The sequence below is a fragment of the Brunnivagina elsteri CCALA 953 genome (genome assembly GCF_002289455.1).
Classification (GTDB): Bacteria; Cyanobacteriota; Cyanobacteriia; order Cyanobacteriales; family Nostocaceae; genus Brunnivagina; species Brunnivagina elsteri.
In genome coordinates this window covers 1-3,694 of sequence record NZ_NTFS01000530.1, presented here as the reverse complement: position 1 = coordinate 3,694, position 3,694 = coordinate 1, and the positions used below count along the sequence as shown (strand labels likewise).

At 36.8% G+C, this 3,694-nt stretch carries 4 protein-coding genes; 1 reads left to right on the top strand and 3 read right to left on the bottom strand.

Features of this window, described 5'->3' with window-relative positions; all coding sequences use genetic code 11:
- Window positions 1-187 precede the first annotated feature (187 nt).
- Entirely contained in the window at window positions 188-457 is a 270-nt protein-coding gene (locus CK510_RS27765) for a YciI family protein (RefSeq protein ID WP_095724723.1), read from the top strand.
- Between the two features lie 145 nt (window positions 458-602).
- On the opposite strand, the gene CK510_RS27760 is transcribed toward CK510_RS27765, so the two are convergent.
- The 3 genes from CK510_RS27760 to CK510_RS27750 all read right to left on the bottom strand — a co-directional run bounded on the left by CK510_RS27760 (window position 603) and on the right by CK510_RS27750 (window position 3,450).
- A complete protein-coding gene (locus CK510_RS27760; protein ID WP_095724722.1) occupies window positions 603-956 on the bottom strand; it encodes a hypothetical protein in 354 nt (117 codons plus the stop codon).
- A 564-nt stretch (window positions 957-1,520) separates the two neighbouring features.
- The gene (locus tag CK510_RS27755) at window positions 1,521-3,023 is read right to left on the bottom strand and encodes a hypothetical protein (RefSeq protein ID WP_211293328.1); all 1,503 of its coding nucleotides are present in this window, start codon (window positions 3,021-3,023) and stop codon (window positions 1,521-1,523) included.
- A 1-nt stretch (window position 3,024) separates the two neighbouring features.
- A complete protein-coding gene (locus CK510_RS27750; protein WP_095724721.1) occupies window positions 3,025-3,450 on the bottom strand; it encodes a hypothetical protein in 426 nt (141 codons plus the stop codon).
- Window positions 3,451-3,694 lie beyond the last annotated feature (244 nt).

Here is a 3,694-nt window from a genome sequence, read left to right as displayed (position 1 = left end):
CGGCTATCGCCAACAGAAGCTACTTCGTATCTACCGTAGGTAGACGCAGAGAACGCCTTAGACGCGGAGCGGCTACCTTTGGAAGTCACTTCGTGCCTACCCGAAGGGTAGGAAGAGAAGGAAGAAATGCTTAACTGAACTGTATTGCCTCATAACTCATAATTCACAACTCATAACTTTTAAATTCATGCCAAAATACATCATGTGGGGAAGCTATTGCGAAGACGTTTTAGAAAAACGTACCCCTTATCGTCAAGCACATCTCGATGGATTAGCGAAACAAAAAGAATCTGGTGTTTTAATGACAATTGGTCCTACTAAAGATGTGACAAAAGTGTTTGCAATTTACGAAGCTGAAAGCGAAAATGTCGTGCGTCAGTTAGTAGAAAATGACCCTTATTGGCAACACCAAATTTGGACTGAATACGAGATTAAAGAGTGGATTCAAGCTCTTTAATGTGGGTTTGAGTCAGGGATAACCTTTTAGAATAAAATAGCGATTTTCGATTGTATCCAATATAATGACCTAACCCCCAACCCCTTCCCAGAATAGGGAAGGGGAGCAATATAAGTGTATTTAACTTATATGAAAATCCCTATAGTTAGGGAACATTGGTATCCACATCAATTAGAGTGAAACCCCAAGGTTTAAGAGCTGCGATCGCAATTTCTCGATCCACTCCTACATAAACCTCCCATTCCGACTTGTGGTCTTTTGGATTTCCCTCACCTACATTACCAGCAACCTTGATGATTGGACAACCAACCAAGCGATCGCGTTCCAATCCTTTTGGAAGTGCTAGTTGAAGTTTGTGACCTACGAACTTTGATACACTTGATTTTGCGATACTTTCACGAATTAAACAAATATCACCAGCAGTTCCCCAAGTGGTTGGGTACATGTGGAGGAATGATATATAAACTTCTGGTTTGATGGCTCTTTTTAGAACTTGCATTATCTTTGATAATTGGTCTTTTTAATTAATAATTATACTGATATTTCCGATGACTGGCATAAACTAAATCTAATTAAACCAAATCATCAAAACTTACTAATTTATTATCGAACAAAACAGTAAGATTTACAGTAGTTGCTTTGACAATAAATATAGTATTTTAATTATTACTAATACAACTCGTCAAAGTCCAGTATTCAAAATTCAGAAAACACCTAAAAATTAAGCACTTTTGTTATTCTACACTGGTTAGTTGTGGTTTTGGGGTCTTGAACACATCAATCTTAACAGGGTGTTGGGAAAACGGGGAGAGGGGAGGTGACAGAAGCGGAGCTTAATGCATCATGCGATCGCACACCATAAGGGAACACCAAGAAATAAATTCTCCAAAATATTGTAGGGGTAGGGTCTCCCCACCCTTTTAAATGATATAGTGATAAGAAAATTCAAAATATTGGTAGTAAGATTATCGATGCTGAGGCAGGCGATCGCTAAGGGAAGCGAATATTTAATTCTCCGTAATTGTCTGAGATATGATGCTTGCTTGGTTAAATTAGGCACTTATTAGCGGCGAATAAACCGATAAATTAAAGCCAGTAGAAATGGTGCGCTGACACGATAAATTAAAGCCAGTAGAAATGGTGCGCTGACAATAAGGCTTAAGCCAAAAGCTGGTGACAACAGTACGCTGAAGTCATAGCCTGTAGAATACTGATGTTCTGGCTTAGGTAAATATTGTGTGGCAACGGTAGCTGTTAAACCACTGATTGCTAATCCTATACCGACAAGTGCGATCGTATTATCGAGTTTGCGATCGCTCTTTGTTTGTTCTAGTTGAATTATCCCCTGGAGGGTACTGCTAAGGTTTTGGATTACGGTTAATCCTGGGAGCAGGTTAGCATAGTCTGTTTTTGCTTGTTGTAGATATTTTTTGGCGTATATCTCGCTTTGGTTGAATTCTCCGAGACAGCTTAAGTTGCTTCCTTGATGTTCGCTAGTAATTTTTTCTAATCGATATTTATAGTTTTCGAGATTGGTTGCGATCGTGCGAATTTGATCGTCGAGATAGTTGAGTGCAATTGTATAGTCGGATAAAGATATTAAGGTATTAGTTAAAGTGGCTTGTAATTGAGTTAAGTTTAATTTACCTGTATTTAGTTGCTCCTGTAATTTTCGTGCTTTGTTTATAGATTCTTGAATTTCAATAAACTCTTTTTTGAGAGTAGCTTTTAAAAATCGGCTTTGATAATATGCCCAAACTATTTTATGGCGGTAGTGGAATAAACGGATAAAATCTTGATATATAGTTTGAACATGCTTTCTCATATCCGAAGCGGAGATATTTTCAGGGAATAGCCAAATTAAAATATGATGGCTTTCGCTTCTGAATTTATCCCAAAATTCTTTGCCTGTTAAATTGATTATTTCTGGCTGATACCACAACTCAAAAATTGTCCCTCCTAATAACTTACCTTTACCAATAAAATCTCGATTCCAATTGTAGTTACTGACAACTTGGGTATATAGTTCTTTGGCAATATCTTCAATTTCTGTATCTGTTTTATTTTCTTCCAGCTTTCCCCAAGCTAACCAAGTTTGACCAATTGTTCCCGATTCATCAGGATTTGACTGATTGGTTTGATTTGATGTGTAAGAAATTCTCTTTTCAATTTCAGCTTTTAGCGGTTCAAATATTTTATGATTGATATCTTGCGGTTGATCGTTAGATTTGCCACTCGCATCTAATTTACCTGAATAGTCAACTAAAAGAGCGTAGATATCACCGAACTGTCGAGGATAGTAATAACCATCAAGGGGAGAATCGAATTTTCTAAATCTGGTTTCTAGTAAATCAATAGCATCAATTTCACTATGACGATGCTTTTCGATTTGTGCATATTTTTCGTTAAAGGTGATTTTGTCTTTTTCTGCTAAATCACCAAATATTTTTTTACAGAAAACTTTGCATTTGTTCTCAATGATTGTTTCATCTTCACCTAAACCATCTTTTAAGTCATAGAGGAATAAGTCAATAGTAGGAAAAATAATGTTAGTAGGATTTGACATTTTATTGATTGCCAGTAAATAAATTACCAAGTCGTTTAAAAATATTACCAAGTCGTTTAAAAATATTCCTTGGTTGTTTAGATTTTTTCGCAGCTGCTACTGAGTCTTTATCATTGAATACATCCCTAGCTGTATTGATAGTCTCTGGTATCTTTTGATTAGGCTTTTCCTCCGGTGGTAAATTTTCAATTCCTTTGCTTTTTTCTGCTCCAATTGTAACTAAGGATGTTAACTCTGTTTGATAAAATGTATTTAATGGCTGGTAAGTTTTTGCAATGGTATCTAATGTTCCAACATTTGTCGAGTTAACTGTGAGTGTTTCGCCAAATTCATTTAACTGTTTCTGGATTTCATCTGGTAAGGGTTTATCCAGTTGGGGAAGGGCGTTAAGGAAGGCTTGTAAAATAAGTATGTCTGTTGATTTCATAGTAGTTATTGATTTTATCAATTTGGGTTATGGGAATAAATGCTTAAGCAAAAATTATTTATGTCATTGCGTAGCTTGCTTCTCCGTTTCGGAGTACGTAACGAAGTGGAGTGTTCGCTGAAAGCGTTCTCGCAGAGTAGCAATCACAAAATCTGTCATACCAATTCTTTGTGTTAGCGAAGCTTGCCAGAAGGGCTAGCTGCATAGAATTTTACCCCACCCTAGCCCTCTTACAAAGGTAGGG

Excerpts from the sequence above, each read along its gene's own strand:
- CK510_RS27765 (WP_095724723.1), top strand. The coding sequence starts at position 188 with ATGCCAAAATACATCATGTGGGGAAGCTATTGCGAAGACGTTTTAGAA.
- CK510_RS27760 (WP_095724722.1), bottom strand. The coding sequence starts at position 956 with ATGCAAGTTCTAAAAAGAGCCATCAAACCAGAAGTTTATATATCATTC.
- CK510_RS27755 (WP_211293328.1), bottom strand. The coding sequence starts at position 3,023 with ATGTCAAATCCTACTAACATTATTTTTCCTACTATTGACTTATTCCTC.
- CK510_RS27750 (WP_095724721.1), bottom strand. The coding sequence starts at position 3,450 with ATGAAATCAACAGACATACTTATTTTACAAGCCTTCCTTAACGCCCTT.